This window comes from Nocardioides sp. P5_C9_2 (assembly GCF_054049555.1).
Genome location: NZ_JBFUMD010000034.1, coordinates 1 through 14968, shown reverse-complemented (window position 1 = coordinate 14968; position 14968 = coordinate 1). Strand labels below are relative to the sequence as shown.

The following is a 14968-nucleotide window of genomic DNA, read 5'->3' as shown; positions in this document are numbered from 1 at the left end:
GCCTCGCCCCTGAACCACTCGCGCGACGGTGAGAGCCACAGCAGCCCGACGGCGACGGCGACGATCGAGGACATGAAGCCGCCGGCCACGATCCCGGTGATGAAGATCGGGACGGCGAGGATCGACAGCCCGACCCGGGCGGCGCGGTGGCCCAGCAGGGCGTAGACGCCGAGCACCGCCGAGACGGCCGCGCACACGCCGGCCACGGTGGCGACGACGCGCAGGGTCTGCAACGTCCCCTCGACGGTCAGGCCCATCCCGTTGCCGGGCGCGTCCGCCAGGAACTCCTCGATCGCGTCCCGCGACTCGATCCCGCGCAGGCCCGTCATCGACTCCCACACCGTGAGGAGAAGGAAGAGGGAGCCGAGGACGATCATCCCGCCGGCGAAGGTGGTCTGACGTGGTCTCGGCTGGGTGCTCACGGGGTCATTCCATCAAAGACGTGGTGAGCGCGACCCCGCCGGGACGCCCTCGAACCCGGACTCGGCGGACCAGACTCAGCGGACCAGACTCAGCGGACCAGGCAGGGACGCTTGGGGTCGAAGCTCCAGTCCGGCACGAGGTACTGCATCGCCGTCGCGTCGTCACGCGCACCCAGCCCGTGCTCGAGGTAGAGCGCGTGCGCCTCGGCGAGGCGGTCGCGGTCCAGCTCCACACCGAGCCCCGGGGTCTGGGGCACGGCGATGTGCCCGTCCTCGATGCGCAGCGGCTCGCGCGTCAGGCCCTGGCCGTCCTGCCAGATCCAGTGCGTGTCCAGCGCGGTGATCTCCCCAGGCGCCGCGGCACCCACCTGGGTGAACATCGCGAGCGACACGTCGAAGTGGTTGTTGGAGTGCGAGCCCCAGGTCAGGCCGAAGTCGTGGCAGAGCTGCGCGACGCGCACCGAGCCCGCCATCGTCCAGAAGTGCGGGTCCGCGAGCGGGATGTCGACCGCGTTGGTGCGCACGGCGTCGGCCATCTGCCGCCAGTCGGTGGCCACCATGTTGGTGGCGGTGCGCAGGCCGGTACGCCGCTTGAACTCGGCCATCACCTCCCGACCCGAGAAACCGCCCTCGGCGCCGCACGGGTCCTCGGCGTACGCGAGCACGTCATCCTTGCCCTTCAGCAGGCTGACGGCCTCGTCGAGCAGCCAGCCGCCGTTGGGGTCCAGGGTGATGCGCGCGTCCGGGRAGCGCTCGTGCAGCGCGGTGACCGCGGCGACCTCCTCCTCGCCGGCGAGGACACCGCCCTTGAGCTTGAAGTCGCTGAAGCCGTAGCGCTGCTGCGCCGCCTCCGCCAGTCGTACGACGCCCTCGGGCGTCATCGCCTCCTCGCGCCGCACGCGCTCCCAGGCGTCCGCCCCGTCCGGCTCGCGGAGGTAGGCCAGGTCGGTGCGGTCGGGATCGCCGACGTAGAACAGGTAGCCGAGCATCGGCACCCGCGTGCGCTGCTGACCGTCGCCGAGCAGCTCGGCCACCGGCACGCCGAGCTCCTGGCCGGACAGGTCCAGCAGGGCCGACTCCAGCGCGGTGACCGCGTGGATCGTCGTGCGCAGGTCGAAGGTCTGCAGGCCACGTCCCCCGGCGTCGCGGTCGGCGAAGCGCGTCGCGACCTGGCGCAGCAGGGTCCGGAACCGCGCGACCGGCTGGCCGACCAGCAGCTCGGCCGCGTCGACGATCGTGCTGCGGATGGCCTCCCCGCCGGGCACCTCGCCGAGGCCCTCTCGACCCTCGGAGTCGGTGACGACGGCGATGTTGCGGGTGAAGAACGGGCCGTGCGCGCCGCTGAGGTTGAGCAGCATCGAGTCGTGCCCGGCGACCGGGACGACGTCGATCCGGGCGATCGTGGTGGTCATCCCTGGAGCGTCCCGTCGATGCGGCGCGTCAGCCCCCACGGGTTGTCGTCGCGCAGCGCCTCGGGGAGCAGGTCCGCGGGGACGTCCTGGTAGGCGACCGGGCGCTGGAAGCGCTCGATGGCGAGACTGCCGACGCTCGTGGTGCGGCCGTCGGAGGTCGCCGGGAACGGGCCGCCGTGGACCATGGCGTGGCCCACCTCGACGCCGGTCGGCCAGCCGTTGAAGAGGATCCGGCCGCAACGCATCTCGAGGGTCGGCAGCAGCTTCGCGGCGTCCGCGCTGTCGGCGGCCGTCGCGTGGACCGTCGCCGTGAGCTGGCCCTCGAGGTCGGCGAGACGGGGCACCAGGGCGTCCACGTCGTCGTACCGGACCACGACGCCGGAGGCGCCGAAGACCTCGTGGGCGACGGCGCTGTCGGCCTGGAGCAGGAGCTCGACCGGCGCCTCGGAGACGACCGGCGCGGGGGCGTGCTCGCCGCCGTCCGAGCCGCTGGCGACGACGGTGACCCCGTCGGTGGCCGCGAGCCGGCCGGTGCCGGTGGCGTAGGCCTCGGCGATGCCGGGGGTGAGCATGCGCTGCCCGGTGGCCTCCGCGACGGCGGCGGCGGTGGCCGCCATGAAGGCGTCACCCTCCTCACCGGTGGGGAGGAAGAGCAGGCCCGGGTTGGTGCAGAACTGGCCGGCACCGAGGGTCAGCGAGCCGACGTACGCCTGGGCGAAGGCGGTGGTGTCGGACTCGGCGAGCGCACCGGGGAGCACCACCACGGGGTTGATCGAGGACATCTCGGCGTAGACCGGGATGGGTACGGCGCGCCGGCTCGCCGCCTCGACGAGCGCGAGGCCGCCGGCGCGGGAGCCGGTGAAGCCGACGGCCGCGATGCGCGGGTCCCCGACCAGGGCCTGGCCGAGCYCGATCCCGCTCGAGCCGTCGGCGGCGAGGAGGAACGAGAAGGTGCCCGGGTGCAGGTCGCTCTTCGCGACCGCGCGGGTGATCGCGCGGGCGACCAGGACCCCGGTCCGCGGGTGGGCCGGGTGGCCCTTGACCACGACCGGGCAGCCGGCGGCGAGCGCGGAGGCGGTGTCGCCGCCCGCGGTCGAGAAGGCGAGCGGGAAGTTGCTGGCGCCGAAGACGGCGACCGGGCCGAGCGGCACCATCCGCTGCCGGATGTCCGCACGCGGCAGCGGTGCGCGCTCCGGCATGGCGGGATCGATGCGTACGCCGAGGTGGTCGCCCTGGCGGACGACGCCGGCGAACATGCGCAGCTGGCCGGTGGTCCGGCCGACCTCGCCGGTGATGCGACCCTCCGGCAGGCTGCTCTCCGCGACGGCGGCCTCGATGATCGCGTCCTTGTCCGCCTCGATCTCGGCGGCGACGGCCTCCAGGAAGTCCGCACGCCGGGTGGGGCTGGTCGCGCGGTACGACGCGAACGCCTCGGCGGCGGCGGTGGTCGCGGCGACGACGTCGGCGGCCTCCGCCTCGGTGCCGGCGATGATCGATCGGGCCTGCTCAGCAGTGCTGGTCATGCGTTCCTCTCAAGCGACTTCGGGTGGTCGAGCGGAGTCCGGAACCCCGTCAGGAGATGCGGTCGATCAGGTCGCGCAGCTCGGCGACCTCGTCCTCGCGCAGGTCCGTCAGCGGGGGGCGGACCGGGCCGGCCGGGCGGCCGACGGCGGCGAGGCCGCCCTTGACGATCGAGACCGCGTAGCCCTGCGTGCGGTCACGGATGTCGAGGTACGGCAGCACGAACTCGTTGAGCCGACGGTAGACCTCGTCGCGGTCCTGGGCGATGACGGCGTCGTAGAACTCGATGGCCCACTGCGGCACGAAGTTGAACAGCGCGCTGGAGTATGTGCTCACGCCGAGCTGGAGCAGCGGCAGCGCGAAGGTCTCGGCGGTCGGCAGGCCCCCGACGTACATGAGGCGGTCCCCGACGCGGGCGTAGGTGCGGGTCATCTGCTCGATGGACCCGACCCCGTCCTTGAAGCCGACCAGCGTCGGGTTGCGGTCGGCGAGGACCGCGACGGCCTCGTCGCGGAGGACTGCGTTGGCGCGGCTGTAGACGATGACGCCGAGGCCGGTGGCCTCGCAGACCCGGCTCACGTGCTCGACGAGTCCGGCCTGGCTGGCCTCGGTGAGGTACGGCGGCATCAGCAGGAGTCCGTCCGCGCCGGCCGCCTCGGCCGCCTTGGCCTGGGCGACGGCGTTGGCCGTGCTGCCGGTGGCCGGGGCGAGCACGGGCACCGCGCCCGCGACCTCCTGGACGGCGGTGCGCACGACCTGGTCGGTCTCCTCGAGGGTGAGCGAGAAGCCCTCCCCCGTGCCGCCCGCGGCGAAGAGGCCGGCGACCGGGTACTGCGCGAGCCACGCGAGGTGCTTGCGGTAGCCGTCCTCGTCGAAGGAGAGGTCATCGGCGAAGTGGGTCACCGGGAACGACAGCAGGCCGCTCTTCAGCTGGGCGGCCAGGTCGGTCGGGCTGTACTCGGTCACGAGGCGTCCTTCTCGTCTGTGCGGAGGCACCGGCTGCTCGCCGGTCGCTTCACGCTAGGGCGCTGCGACGATGCCTGTCCAAGCCCGAATTTGTATTCGATGATGCTCGCACAGCATCGCCACTCCACGAGTCACCCGTAACGGATGAGGCCCCGACGCACCCGACGCGCTCGAATGAGAGTGCACAACACGTGTGCCCGCTGACCGGTTCCGGTCGGCAACACTCACCCGGGAAGGCAGTCACATGTTCGACGACAACGGTTCGTTCCTGCTCGCCATGTTCGAGTTCTTCATCTTCTTCGCCTGGATCATGTGCCTGTTCTACATCTTCGCGGACATCTTCCGCAGTCACGACCTGGGCGGTATGGGCAAGACGGTCTGGTGCCTGTTCGTCATCATCCTGCCCCTCATCGGCGTCTTCAGCTACCTCATCGCCCGCGGTGACGGGATGACGAAGCGCAACGTCGAGCAGCAGCAGGCTCTCCAGCAGCAGCAGGCCGACTACGTGCGGTCCGTCGCGGGCGCCGGCGGATCCAGCGTCGACCAGATCGCCTCGGCCAAGAAGCTGCTCGACGACGGGACGATCACCCAGACCGAGTTCGACCAGGTGAAGGCCAAGGCGCTCGCGACCGCCTGACGGCGCCGGTGGCCAAGCCTGCCATCCTCGCGGTCGATGACGACCCCGCCGTCGTCGCGGCCGTCGCGAGGGACCTGAGGGCCCGCTACGGCGAGGGCCACCGCGTGGTCCGGGCGACCTCGGGTCGCGAGGCCCTGGAGATCCTGGCGGACCTGGTGCTGAAGGACCGTCCGATCGCTGCCGTGGTGACCGACCAGCGGATGCCCGGAATGAGCGGGATCCAGGTCCTGCGCGAGGTCCGGCAGCAGTCCCCCGACTCCAAGCTGGTGCTGCTGACGGCGTACGCCGACACCGACGTGGCCATCCGGGCGATCAACGACATCGCCCTCGACTACTACCTGATGAAGCCGTGGGACCCGCCGCAGGACCGGTTGTACCCGGTGCTCGACGAGCTCCTCCAGGACTGGGGGCACGCGCACCCGGACCGGGAGTCGGAGGTCCGGGTGGTCGGCCACCGCTGGTCGGAGCACACGCACGACGTGAAGTCCTTCCTCGCCCACAACCACGTGCCCTACCGCTGGCTCGAGGTCGGCCAGAGCGAGGAGGCCACGCGCCTCCTCGGCCTCGCGGGGGCCGGGGCCGACGACCTCCCGGTGGTGGCGTTGCCCGACGGGGTCGCCCTGCGCGCCCCGACCACGGTCGCGCTGGCCGACGCGCTCGGGCTCCGCACCCGCGCCGAGCGGCAGCTCTACGACCTGTGCATCGTCGGCGCCGGGCCGGCCGGGCTCGCCGCCGCGGTGTACGCCGCGTCCGAGGGGCTGCAGACCGTGGTCGTGGAGCGCGACGCGCCCGGCGGGCAGGCGGGACAGAGCGCCTCGATCGAGAACTACCTCGGCTTCCCCAAGGGACTCTCCGGCGCGGACCTGACGCACCGCGCCGTCGCGCAGGCGTCGCGCTTCGGCGCCGAGATGGTGCTCGCGCGCGACGTCGTGGGGTTCGAGACGCGCGGACCGGTCCGTGCCGTGCTGCTCGACGGCTCGACCGACATCGAGGCCCGCGCGGTGCTCGTGGCGAGCGGCGTCTCCTACCGCCGGCTCGAGGCCCCCGGCGTGGACGACGCCGTCGGGAGGGGCATCTACTACGGCGCGACCGCGAGCGAGGCGAGCCAGACCACCGGCGAGGACGTGTACGTCGTGGGGGCGGCCAACTCCGCGGGCCAGGCCGCGCTCAACTTCGCCCGCTTCGCCAAGCGGGTGGTCCTCGTCGTCCGGGGCGAGGCGCTCGAGGCGTCGATGTCGCAGTACCTCGTCAGTCGCATCCGCACGACGGCCAACGTGGAGGTGCGCCTCCACACCGAGGTCGTGGGTGCCCACGGCGACGGCCACCTCGAGGCCGTCGTCCTGGCCGACCGCGGGACCGGGGCGGAGGAGGAGGTCGAGACCAGCTGGGTCTTCGTCTTCATCGGCGCCGCGCCGCGCACGGGCTGGCTGGGCGACACGGTGGCGCGGGACGGCCGCGGCTTCGTGCTCACCGGTCCCGACCTGCCGGCGAGCGCCGACATCGGATGGCCGCTCGACCGCGGCCCCTACGCGCTCGAGACGAGCGTGCCGGGCGTGTTCGCCGCCGGCGACGTGCGTCTCGACAGCATGAAGCGGGTCGCGTCCGCCGTCGGCGAGGGCGCGATGTCGGTCTACCTCGTGCACCGCTACCTGGCGAGCACCTGATGGTGCGCACGGAGCTGTACGACGAGCTGCGCTCTCTGGACCTCCTCGACGGGTTCACCGACGCACAGGTCAGCGAGCTGGCGGCGTCCGGCACCGAGGTCTCCTTCGCGGCCGGCGAGCACCTCTTCGACGAGGGCCGACCGGCCGACGACTGGTGGGTGCTGCTCGAGGGGCGGATCGACCTCGTGCGGCGCATCGGCCACGAGGAGGCCGTGATGGCCTCGATGGCCGTGCCGGGCCAGTGGGCGGGAGGCTTCCGGGCCTGGGACGAGCACGGCGTCTACATGGGCAGCGGGCGGGTCGTGGAGCCGACCCGGGTGTTCCGGCTCCGGGCCGACCAGCTCGGCGCCCACGGCGAGGCGTGGTTCCCCTTCGCGGTCCACCTGCTGCGGGGCCTGATCGGGACGGCACGCCGCATCGAGCACAACGCGCGCCAGCGCGAGGCGCTCGTGGCGCTCGGCACCCTGGCGGCCGGACTCGCCCACGAGATCAACAACCCGGCATCCGCCGCGGTCCGCTCCGTGGGCGGCCTCCAGGAGAGCACCGACCACCTCCTCGACTCGCTGGGCCAGCTCGCCGCGCACGCGATCACCGCGGCCCAGTTCGTCGCCCTCGACGAGCTGCGCCGCGCGGTCGGGCAGGCCGAGGTCCCGACCGGCGTCGCCCTGGCCGACCGCGAGGACCAGCTCTCCGGCTGGATGGCCGAGCACGACCTCGACCGGGACTGGGTGATCGCCCCCGCGCTGGCCGGCGCCGGTGCGGACCTCGCCTGGTGCGAGCGGGCCGCCGTGTCGTTGCAGGGGCCCGCCCTCCAGGCCGGACTGGAGTGGGTGGCCAGTGCCGTCACCGTGACCTCACTGATCTCCGAGGCGCAGGACGCCACACGACGCATCTCCGACCTCGTCTCGGCCGTGAAGTCCTACTCCCAGCTGGACCGCGCGACCGTCCAGGAGGTGCGGGTCACCGACGGCCTCGAGAGCACGCTCATCATGCTCGGCCACAAGCTCCGCGACGGCGGGGTGACCGTGCACCGCGACTACGCCGACCACCTGCCCGTCATCCGGGCGTCGCCCGGCGAGCTCAACCAGGTGTGGACCAACCTCATCGACAACGCCGTCGACGCCATGGGGGGCTCGGGGACCCTGACGGTCCGGACGTCGGCCGACGAGCACGCCGTCGTCGTCGAGATCGTCGACACGGGCCCCGGCCTGACCGACGAGGTCGCCGCCCATGCCTTCGAGCCGTTCTTCACCACCAAGGAGGTGGGCCGGGGGACGGGGCTCGGTCTCGACATCTCCCGACGCATCGTCGCCGAGCGGCACGGCGGGGAGATCGCCATCGACTCGCGTCCCGGGGACACCGTGGTCCGGGTGCGCCTGCCGCTGAGATCGACGGTCGCGCAGTGACGTGGCACATCGAGCTCGGTCCCGACCCGGGCCGCGAGGACGAGGTCACCGAAGGCCTCGTCACGCACAACCAGGAGGCGTCCGCGGCCATCCGTCGGCGGTTCGAGCCGGACAACCTCCCGGCGAGACCCGTGGCGGCGTACGCCGTCGACGACGCCGGTGAGCTGCTGGGCGGCTGCGTCGGCAGCACCGTGGACGTCTGGCACTGGCTGACGACCGACCTGATGTGGGTGCGCAAGGACCTCTAGTCGGGCCGGCCTCCGGTCGGGCTAGCCACCCATCAGCTCGGTCAACCTCGCCACGGCCGGGGCGGTGTCAGCGGCGAGCCGGGCACGCGCGGCGTCGAGGGCCGGCGACCCGGGGTGGCCGTCCGGGACGCGCGCGGGGTTGAGCGCCACCCCGTTCGACCACTCCCGGATGTCCGGCTCGGTCGAGAAGGACATCGCCGCCCGGGTGCCCCGCACGACCATCCGGGCCCAGTCGGCCATCGAGTTGCCGTAGGGCGACGGCGGGCACAGCCGGTTCTTCTCGTCGTCGTCGGCGCGGGTCGCCTCGACGTACCCCGCGAGGGCCGCACCGAAGCTGGGGAAGCCGGCCCGGATCGGCTGCACCGTGATCGTCCCGGGACCCCAGACGGGGACGAGCGGCGGGTACTTCAGGCCGTCCGCCGCGCAGTGCACGACCACGGCGTCGTCGGCGATGCCCACCTCGCCGTCGGCGAAGCCCAGCCGGCCCCGCTCGACGGACACGAGGTGACCGCGTCGTACGACGTCCTCGATCGTCCGCAGCAGCTCGAGCTCCCAGGTGGCCAGCGTGGGGGTCTTGGCCATCGTGGGCGTCACCGAGCGGTCGATGCGCATCACGACCCCGGCCTCCTCGAGCCGGAGGAACAGGTGCTCCAGCGACTCGGCCCCGGCGGCCGCGTGCATGAGGTCGGCGACGAAGCCGGTGAAGATCTCGGGGTCGGGCTGGATGAGTGCCCGGTCGTACATCCACGGGTCCCGCGGGCGCACCCAGCAGATCGCGTCGGGGTCGACGCCCCGGGCCAGGAGCCACACGCACGCGTCGGTCGCGGTCTTGCCCGAGCCGACGACGACGTACTGGCTCGGCGCCTCCTCGAGATGGACGAGGTCGTTGACCGGGCGCACGTCGGCGCCCCGCCCGACGGCGAACGGGGGCGGCTTCTCGGCCGGGATGCTGGGCGCGAGGTAGCGGGCGTCGACGATCCGGCACGACGCGGGCACCTCGAACGTCTCGCCGGAGATGCGGGACACGACGGTGCGCCCGCCGTCGTACTCGCTGGTGGGGAAGAACTCGACCCGGCCGGTGCCCAGCATCCGGTCGAGCACCCGGGAGTAGTAGCCGACGATCTCGGGCTGGGACGCCCGCTCCTGCAGGCCCGCCTCCGGGCCGCTCCGCTGCAATTGGCCGCCGCCGAGCAGGGTCGAGGCGACGCCGTAGAACGCGGAGGACTGGTGCAGGCGGACGAACGGGTACGCCTCGAGCCAGTGGCCGCCGGGACCGTGGCGGCGGTCGACGAGCGCCACCCGTACGTCGCCGTGGTCGATGAGGGCGTCCGTGAACGCCATGCCGGCCGCGCCGGCCCCCACCACCAGGTAGTCGACGTGAAGCGTGCGGCTCATGCGTCCACGGTGGCACCCGCGGCGCTCGGCGTCCACGGGTGGACCGGTCACCGCCGGGCGGGCGGAGGGGGACGCCCCGACGCGTACCGTGCACGCGTGACCTCGGACGTGCTGCTCGTCGGCTGCGGAGACCTCGGATCGGCGATCGGCCTGCGCCTCGCCGGACGGGGCCACGACGTGCTCGCGCTGCGGCGCGAAGCCGCCCGCGTGCCCGCTCCGCTGCGCGGCCGCTCCGTCGACCTGACGATCGAGACGCCGACCCTCTCCGACCTCCGCGCGAGGTACCTCGTCGTCGCCCTGACCGCCCGGCCGCGGACCGAGGAGGCCTATCGGACGACGTACGTCGAGGGGATGCGGCGCGCGCTGGACGCCGTGGCCGCGACGGGCACCGTCCCGGAACGAGCCGTGCTCGTCTCCTCCACCGCCGTGCACGGGAGTCGCACCCGGCCGCCGCTCGACGACGAGGCCACGCCGCCGCGCCCCGCCGACGGACCGGGTCGGATGCTGCTGGCCGCCGAGGAGCTCTTCCACGCACGACTGCCCGGCGGCACCGTGCTACGGCTCTCGGGGCTCTACGGCGGCCCCAGCACCCGCCTGGTCGACACGGTGCGCGAGGGCCGCGTCGACGACCCGCACCGGTGGACCAACCGCATCCACCGCGACGACGCGGCGGACGCGGTCGTGCACCTGCTCTCGCGTCCCGGGACGCCGGCGTCGCTCTACCTCGGCACCGACGACGAGCCCGCGCAGCTGGGCGACGTGGCGGCGTACCTCGCCGAACGGCTCGGGGCGCCACGACCGCCGGCGGCGGACCCGGGGCAGGGACACGGCAAGCGACTCTCCAACGCCCGGTTGCGGGCGACCGGTTGGCGCCCGACGCGGCCGAGCTACCGCGAGGGCTACGCCGACGTACGCTGACGGTCGATCGCCGGTGGTCGAGCGCTGGAGGTCGAGCCGACMGGTGCGACCTGAGTCACCCCGTGACTCAGGTCGCAGGCAGCGGGCCGACGCATGCGAGCTGAGTCAGCCGGTGACTCAGGTCCGAGCGCCGGGGTCGGGACCCGGCCGTCGGGCCGGCAGTCGGACCGTGACGGTCGTGCCCCGACCGAGCGCGGACTCGACGTCGATCCGTCCCCCGTGGCGCCGCACGATCCGCTCCACGATGACGAGCCCGAGGCCGCTGCCGGGACGGGAGAGCGCCTCCGGGTTGTGGGAGCGGAAGAACTCGCGGAACAGGTCGTGCTGGTCCTCCTCCGAGATGCCGAGCCCGTGGTCGACGACACGCAGCGCGACCTCCTCGCCGTCGACGGCGAGACCGAGGGCGACCGAGCTCCCGTCGTCGGAGTACTTGACGGCGTTGCTCAGCAGGTTGGCGAGCATCCGGTGCAGCTCGTCGGGACGACCCGGGACCGCGACCGGACCGTCGGGCATCGCCGTCGAGATGGTGATCGACCGGACGGTCGCCGCGTGGGCGCACTCGTCCTCGACGTCGCGGACGACCTGCCGCAGGTCGACGGACTCCGGCTCGAAGACGGCGTCGGGGTCCGACACGCGGGCCATCGTCAGGAGGTCGTCGATGACGCCCTCGATGCGTCGGGCACCACGGATCGCGGACCCCACCGAGCGCCGGCCGTGGTCGGAGAGGCCCTCCTCCTCGAGCAGCTCCAGGTTGCCCATCACCGACGTGAGCGGGTTGCGCAGCTCGTGGGCCACCGTGTCGACCAGCTCGGTGCGATAGCCGTCGAGGTCTCGCAGCCGGTTGACGAGCGCGCGCTCGGTGTCGAGCTGGCGCGCGTTGGCGACGGCGCGGCCCAGGTCGCGACCGATGTCGAGGGCGGCCTCGCACTGCATCTCCGTCCACGGCACGTGATCGGAGATGCGCGAGAGGATCAGGAAGCCGAGACACTCCACGCCCGCACCGAGGGGCACGAAGAGCACCGAGCCGATGCGGATGCTGTCGAGGAATTCCAGCAGCCGGGTGGCCTCCGCGTCACTCATGCCCGGATGGTGGGTCCGCCCGACGGAGAAGGCGGCGACGTACTGGTCGGCCCAGTAGAGGTGGGCGAGCCGCACCAGGATCTCGTCGAGGTCGTCCAGCACCGGCTTGGGCTGACCCCCCTCGGCGAACCACGTGCTCGACCGACCACCGTCGGTGTGGAACGCGGAGAGCCACATCCCGACGGCGTCGAAGGAGGAGACCACGGCCCCGCGGCAGGCGGCGACCACGAGGTCCAGCGACGGCTCCCCCATGGCCCGGCGCACCATGTGCCGGGCCTCGGTCGCCATCCGCACGCGCTCGGCGAGCTCCTCGCGCTCCAGCGCGAGCAGGACCGAGCTGCGGGCCACCCCGGCGTACCTGGCGAGCACCTCGCGCTGCAGCGGGCCCGGGCGGAGGCCGTCGCTCGGCGCGTCGACGGTGAGCAGGCCCCGCAGCGTTCCGTCGGCGTCGTACAGCGGGGCCGCGAGGAGGTCGAGCGGGTGCCAGCCGTCGGGACCGTCCACCGGCTCGAGGTCCGGCACGTGGCTGTAGGCGAGCACCTCGTCGCCGACGCGCTCGTGGGGCACGAACCGCAGGTCGCCCCAGACGTCGGCCTTGGCCAGCTCCTTCTCCAGCACCTCGACGGGGAGCCAGGTGCCGTGGAGGTCGGCGAGCTCGGGCCCCGACGTGGCCACGACCACCAGCCCGTCACCGCGACGGACGCTGATCGCCGACTGGGCGAAGCCGGCCAGCACGGCCGCGCCCTCGGCGAGCACCTGGAGGGAGGCTCGGGTCGGGGCGTCCGACCAGGACTGCGCGGGGTCCGTCACGCGCTCCCGAGACTGCCCCACACCCGCTCCCGTCCCGTGTCGATCGTCCTCGCCGTCGTGTGCCGGCGATCGCCCAGCATAGTGAGGGGGAGCACGTCGCGATCGTGAACGCGTCAAGCCGTCCATGACAAGCCGCGCGTGCCGGTGAAACGCCGTCCCCTGCTGGGCGCGTTGCCTAGGATCTGTACGTGAACGACGTCCATGTCCTCGCGTACTACGCGGACGACCCCACGCGGAGCTACCAGCTGATCCAGTGGCTGGAGGTCCTCGAGACCCTGCACGCCCACCACCCGGTCGCGATCGTGGTCCGCGATGCCGACGTCGCGTCGTTGCTCCGCGAGCGGACGACGCTGGCGCTCTTCACGGCGCCGGGGTTCCCCGAGCTCACCGGCCTGTACGCCGACCTCGACGCCAAGGTCGCGCTCTACTGCAACAACTCGATGCTCAACTTCCAGTCGCTGATCGACGGCCGGATGCTGCACGCGCACATCAACCACGGGGAGAGCGACAAGCAGTCGATGGCGAGCAACAACGCCAAGGCCTACGACCGCGTCCTCGTCGCCGGCGAGGCGGCCGTGCAGCGCCACGTCGAGGGCCTGCTCGAGTTCGACACGAGCCGCCTCGTGCGGGTCGGACGCCCGCAGCTCGACCTCCGCCCGGCCCCGCTGCTGGCGCCGACCACGCGACGTACCGTCCTCTACGCCCCGACATGGGAGGGCGACGCGGACTACAACGACTACACCTCGCTGGACACCCTCGGCACCCGCATCGTGAGCACGGTCCTGGCCGTCCCGGACGTACGACTCGTCTACAAGCCGCACCCGAAGATCGCGACCAGCCTCACCCCCGACGTGCAGGAGGCCCACCTCGCGATCCTCCGGATGGTCGCCACGGCCGCCGACCTCGAGCCCGACGCCGGCCACACGTGCGTCCTGCGCGGGGACATCCTGGCCGTCATGCCCGACTGCGACGCGATGATCACCGACGTGTCCTCGGTCGGTCTCGACTGGCTCTACCTCCGCACCGAGGCGCCGATCCTCATCACCGACCGGCACCAGGACACCGAGCGGTTCCGCCAGGACGTGCCGGTGAGCCGGTGCGCCGACGTGATCGACGAGTCGAACGTCGCCGACCTCACCGCCCTGGTCGCCGCGCGCCTCGACCACGACGAGCACCACCTGTCCCGACGCGCGATGCGGCACTTCTACTTCGACGACATCGCGGTCGGCGACAGCACGGCCCGCTTCATCGATGCCGTGAGCGAGCTGGTGGYGCTGCGTGACCAGCTGCTCGCCAGCAGGCTGCACGGGGACGCGATCACGGCCTGAGCCGGCGTCGTCGGTCATCCTTTGTGGGGATTCCCCTCCACCGACGGCACCGCGCTCGTCCGCCGACCGGTTGCATCGCCACCGTGACCTCCCCTGCCTCCCAGCTGCCCATCGACGTGTCGGTCCCGTCGACCCCCCGAGGGGCGTGGAGGCGCCGCGGGTGGCCGCCGCTGCTGGTGGCGGTGGGATGCGCGGGGGCCTACGGCCTCTTCCTCCTGCTGCCGTACTACGCCGCCGGTCTGGGCGACCCTCCGCTGCCGGCGGTCGTCGGCCGCGTCCAGGACCTGGACCTGGACGGCATCGCGGGCGCGTTCCTCGCCGTCGGCGGCCTGGTCACCTACTTCCTGGGCCCGGCGGTGGCGCTCGGCGCGGCGGCGTGGGCCGCCCTGCGCACGGCGCAGGGCATCACCGCCAGCGACCTGCGCCAGACCGCGCCCGCGCTCGTGGGCACGGCCATCGCGGTCGGCACCCTGGCCTGGCTGTTCTCACCACTGGGCCGGGAGGTGATGGCGTGGTTCATCGACTGATGAGCGCTACTCCGCGACCTGGGTGACCACGTCGAGCACGCGGCGTACGACGGGGGTCACCGACTCCCGCGACCACACGGCGTACAGCTCGACGGGTCGCTCGGGGTCGGCATCGAGCCGCAGGTCGCCGCCGCCGTGGGCGAGGTCCTTGAAGACGACGCCCTCGACCTGCAGCGACGTCGCCGACGCGGGCGCGAGGGCGAGGCCGCGGTCGGCGGCCACGAGCAGCATCGCCGTCAGCACCTGGTGGACCCGCTGCTCGATGCGCGGGTGGGCGTTGGCGAGGAAGCGCACCGACAGCTCGTGGAAGTAGCGCGACTGCTGCGGGTGGTAGCCGACGACCGGCTGGCCCTCGAAGTCGTGCGGGGTGAGCGGCCGGTCGAGCGTGGCCAGCGGGTGGTCGGCCGGGACGACGGCCATCAGCGGCTCGCGCAGGACGACCTTCGAGGACAGCAACGAGGTGTCGAAGGGCGGACGCGCCAGGCCGATGTCCAGCTCGCCGCGGCGGATGCCGTCGACCTGCGCGAGGGTCACCCGCTCGGAGAGGAGCACCTCGACGTCGGGCAGGGCAGCGGTCAGCCGGCGCAGCAGCGGGCCGAGGATGGAGATCGCGGAGACGGCGGTGAAGCCGAGG

Annotated in this window: 14 protein-coding genes; 7 read left to right on the top strand and 7 right to left on the bottom strand. The window is 72.9% G+C overall.

The genetic code is table 11. From position 1 onward, the window contains the following. The 4 genes from ACXJKL_RS03340 to kdgD form a co-directional block, all read right to left on the bottom strand. Nucleotides 1-422, bottom strand: a 422-nt coding sequence (locus ACXJKL_RS03340) for a hypothetical protein (protein WP_457205634.1), incomplete at its 3' end; no start/stop codon positions are given. An 89-nt stretch (nucleotides 423-511) separates the two neighbouring features. Next, on the bottom strand, nucleotides 512-1834 hold the full coding sequence (locus ACXJKL_RS03335; protein WP_457205633.1) for an enolase C-terminal domain-like protein: 1323 nt from the start codon (nucleotides 1832-1834) through the stop codon (nucleotides 512-514). Next, nucleotides 1831-3357 (bottom strand): aldehyde dehydrogenase (NADP(+)), encoded by a 1527-nt coding sequence (locus tag ACXJKL_RS03330; RefSeq protein WP_457205632.1) that lies wholly within the window; start codon nucleotides 3355-3357, stop codon nucleotides 1831-1833. The genes ACXJKL_RS03335 and ACXJKL_RS03330 overlap by 4 nt, the downstream gene beginning before the upstream one ends. A 49-nt stretch (nucleotides 3358-3406) precedes the next feature. Continuing rightward, on the bottom strand, nucleotides 3407-4321 hold the full coding sequence (gene kdgD, locus ACXJKL_RS03325; protein WP_457205631.1) for a 5-dehydro-4-deoxyglucarate dehydratase: 915 nt from the start codon (nucleotides 4319-4321) through the stop codon (nucleotides 3407-3409). A 244-nt stretch (nucleotides 4322-4565) separates the two neighbouring features. Here kdgD and ACXJKL_RS03320 point away from each other — a divergent pair, with 244 nt between their 5' ends. The 4 genes from ACXJKL_RS03320 to ACXJKL_RS03305 are packed head-to-tail and all read left to right on the top strand — an operon-like array spanning nucleotide 4566 to nucleotide 8276. Continuing rightward, nucleotides 4566-4958, top strand: a complete 393-nt coding sequence (locus ACXJKL_RS03320; protein WP_457205630.1) for an SHOCT domain-containing protein — start codon at nucleotides 4566-4568, stop codon at nucleotides 4956-4958. A gap of 8 nt (nucleotides 4959-4966) precedes the next feature. Beyond that, entirely contained in the window at nucleotides 4967-6622 is a 1656-nt protein-coding gene (locus ACXJKL_RS03315; RefSeq protein WP_457205629.1) for an FAD-dependent oxidoreductase, read from the top strand. Further along, on the top strand, nucleotides 6622-8028 hold the full coding sequence (locus ACXJKL_RS03310; RefSeq protein WP_457205628.1) for a sensor histidine kinase: 1407 nt from the start codon (nucleotides 6622-6624) through the stop codon (nucleotides 8026-8028). The genes ACXJKL_RS03315 and ACXJKL_RS03310 overlap by 1 nt, the downstream gene beginning before the upstream one ends. Beyond that, entirely contained in the window at nucleotides 8025-8276 is a 252-nt protein-coding gene (locus ACXJKL_RS03305; RefSeq protein WP_457205627.1) for a hypothetical protein, read from the top strand. Before ACXJKL_RS03310 ends, ACXJKL_RS03305 begins: the two co-directional genes overlap by 4 nt. A 21-nt stretch (nucleotides 8277-8297) precedes the next feature. Here the strand turns inward: ACXJKL_RS03305 and ACXJKL_RS03300 are convergent, their stop codons facing one another. Next, nucleotides 8298-9671: an NAD(P)-binding protein gene (locus ACXJKL_RS03300; protein WP_457205626.1), complete on the bottom strand. Its 1374-nt coding sequence runs from the start codon at nucleotides 9669-9671 to the stop codon at nucleotides 8298-8300. 96 nt (nucleotides 9672-9767) lie between these two features. Between ACXJKL_RS03300 and ACXJKL_RS03295 the strand changes: the two genes are divergently transcribed. Beyond that, entirely contained in the window at nucleotides 9768-10589 is an 822-nt protein-coding gene (locus ACXJKL_RS03295) for an NAD-dependent epimerase/dehydratase family protein (RefSeq protein WP_457205625.1), read from the top strand. A gap of 117 nt (nucleotides 10590-10706) precedes the next feature. Here the strand turns inward: ACXJKL_RS03295 and ACXJKL_RS03290 are convergent, their stop codons facing one another. Next, entirely contained in the window at nucleotides 10707-12479 is a 1773-nt protein-coding gene (locus ACXJKL_RS03290; protein ID WP_457205624.1) for a sensor histidine kinase, read from the bottom strand. Between the two features lie 188 nt (nucleotides 12480-12667). Here ACXJKL_RS03290 and ACXJKL_RS03285 point away from each other — a divergent pair, with 188 nt between their 5' ends. Both ACXJKL_RS03285 and ACXJKL_RS03280 read left to right on the top strand, forming a co-directional pair. Next, nucleotides 12668-13807: a CDP-glycerol glycerophosphotransferase family protein gene (locus tag ACXJKL_RS03285; RefSeq protein WP_457205623.1), complete on the top strand. Its 1140-nt coding sequence runs from the start codon at nucleotides 12668-12670 to the stop codon at nucleotides 13805-13807. A gap of 83 nt (nucleotides 13808-13890) precedes the next feature. After that, nucleotides 13891-14334: a hypothetical protein gene (locus ACXJKL_RS03280; protein ID WP_457205622.1), complete on the top strand. Its 444-nt coding sequence runs from the start codon at nucleotides 13891-13893 to the stop codon at nucleotides 14332-14334. A 6-nt stretch (nucleotides 14335-14340) separates the two neighbouring features. Here the strand turns inward: ACXJKL_RS03280 and ACXJKL_RS03275 are convergent. Beyond that, nucleotides 14341-14968, bottom strand: a 628-nt coding sequence (locus ACXJKL_RS03275; protein ID WP_457205621.1) for a LysR substrate-binding domain-containing protein, incomplete at its 5' end; no start/stop codon positions are given.

Excerpts from the sequence above, each read along its gene's own strand:
- ACXJKL_RS03320 (WP_457205630.1), top strand. The coding sequence starts at position 4,566 with ATGTTCGACGACAACGGTTCGTTCCTGCTCGCCATGTTCGAGTTCTTC.
- ACXJKL_RS03310 (WP_457205628.1), top strand. The coding sequence starts at position 6,622 with ATGGTGCGCACGGAGCTGTACGACGAGCTGCGCTCTCTGGACCTCCTC.
- ACXJKL_RS03300 (WP_457205626.1), bottom strand. The coding sequence starts at position 9,671 with ATGAGCCGCACGCTTCACGTCGACTACCTGGTGGTGGGGGCCGGCGCG.